The organism is Nocardioides oceani (assembly GCF_030412965.1).
In the GTDB taxonomy this organism is placed as follows: Bacteria; Actinomycetota; Actinomycetes; order Propionibacteriales; family Nocardioidaceae; genus Nocardioides; species Nocardioides oceani.
In genome coordinates this window covers 1-1,620 of the sequence record NZ_JAUHJQ010000041.1, presented here as the reverse complement: position 1 = coordinate 1,620, position 1,620 = coordinate 1, and the positions used below count along the sequence as shown (strand labels likewise).

Sequence of the window (1,620 nt, the reverse complement as noted above, 5' to 3'; positions counted from 1 at the left end):
GCCCGCCGAGTACGAGGCCAACCACTGGGCGAGCATCACGCCCGAGCACTACCCTCAGACACCCGTCCCGACCGGGGCTGGTTCCAAGTAACCGAGCCTCCACGAAACCCGGGGCGATTCACGCGCTCCTCGCTGAAGCGGACATGATCGGCGCTGAACGCATTGGTGTAGGTGAGCCCGAACATGACGACAGTCGACGTCGCGATCATCAGTCCGAAGCGCAGATACATCTTCGCCTCGTGGTGTCCGCTGGAGTTGCCGTCGTGAACTCCGTTGTCGCTGTTGTGCTCGGAATGTTCGCCCGGCTCGGGGTGGGTGGCATGCTGCTGTTCGTTCTGCTGACGCTGGTTCATCTCGTTGTCCTTCAAGGTCGAAGTCGGTGCGTGCAAGCGGCATGGGATGACCGAACCTCTCGGATCCGGTCATCCCAAACGGCCGCGTTAACCGATGGCGCTCAGGACGCGATTGCAGGCGTCCTCGCACCGGCGGCACGCCTCCGCGCAGATGCGGCAGTGCTCATGCATCTCGGCGTGCTTCTCGCACTCCTCCGCGCAGGACTTGCAGGCTTGAGCGCACGCCTGCAGCACTGCGCGGGTGATGTTGGCGTCGTAGCCCGTGTGGCGTGACAGCACCCGGCCAGTGGCCTCGCAGATGTCGGCGCAGTCTGAGTTCGTGCGGATGCACTTGGTCAGTTCGGCGACCATTTCCTCGCTCAGGCACGCGTCGGCGCACGCCGTGCACGCCTGAGCGCACTCCACGCATGCTTCGACGCATTGCGCCAAGAGCTCGCGGTCGGTGTTGATCTCCGCCGGGTAGGTCTCCATCATGTCGCTGATCGTGCTGGTCATGAGCTTCTCCGTATCGTCGTGATGTGGTCCTATGGGCTACAGAACGAGCAGCAGCGCGCACCGTGGCGGTGTCGCAGGCTGCACAGAGCCCTCAGGTTCGGATCACCGGAGACGCGCGTGGCGGCGAAAGCGGAGGGGGACTTCCGCGGTCGGTTGCCTCCAGTGGGCAACGAGGAGCCGCCGCGATGACAACGCCGTCAGCAGGCGGGTCGGTTCACGCCACCACCCGCCCCGGCGTAACAGCAGAATGCCGACGGCAAGGATGGAGAGACAGGCGCCCAGCAGGTGCAGGAGCTGTGCACTTCCGTTCTCACTACCAGGCCCGTGGTCAGAGCCGGCGCCGCGCAGACCCTCGCCGTCCCTGCCAAACCCGACCGAAGCCGCCTGCATGGCTTCTCCTGTCGCGGCGGAGACTCCCGCCGGCGCGACCGTGGTCATGCCCACGTGTCGGGCGAACAGGTTGTCGCCTGAGGCACCGGCGAACACGAAGAGAGCGGCCAGGACACACCCAGCGAGCGTTCGAGCTCGGCTGAAGGGCGGTCGCTGGCGGCGGTCCATCGCCTCACCCGTACCCCGATGGCGCTGAGGTCATACGCAAGCTGCTGTCGGCCGTCCGAACCATGGTGCCGTCAGTGGACGAGATCTACCCGCAGTTGAGTCCCCGATAGTGGTGTAGCGCGGTCGCCAAGGTCGTCACCGGCGTGTACGGCAGACGAAGAAGCGGCCACCGCGTGATCCTTCGAGTGAACCTCTCACAGCACTCTCGAACGGA

The 1,620-nt window shown here is 65.4% G+C and carries 2 protein-coding genes; both read right to left on the bottom strand.

All coding sequences use genetic code 11. The features are described from left to right. Window positions 1-35: 35 nt before the first annotated feature. Window positions 36-368, bottom strand: coding sequence for a hypothetical protein (locus QWY28_RS23180; RefSeq protein ID WP_300955286.1), 333 nt, complete (start codon window positions 366-368; stop codon window positions 36-38). A gap of 72 nt (window positions 369-440) precedes the next feature. After that, complete coding sequence (locus QWY28_RS23175; protein WP_300955285.1) at window positions 441-848, bottom strand: four-helix bundle copper-binding protein; 408 nt, start codon at window positions 846-848, stop codon at window positions 441-443. Window positions 849-1,620: the final 772 nt, after the last annotated feature.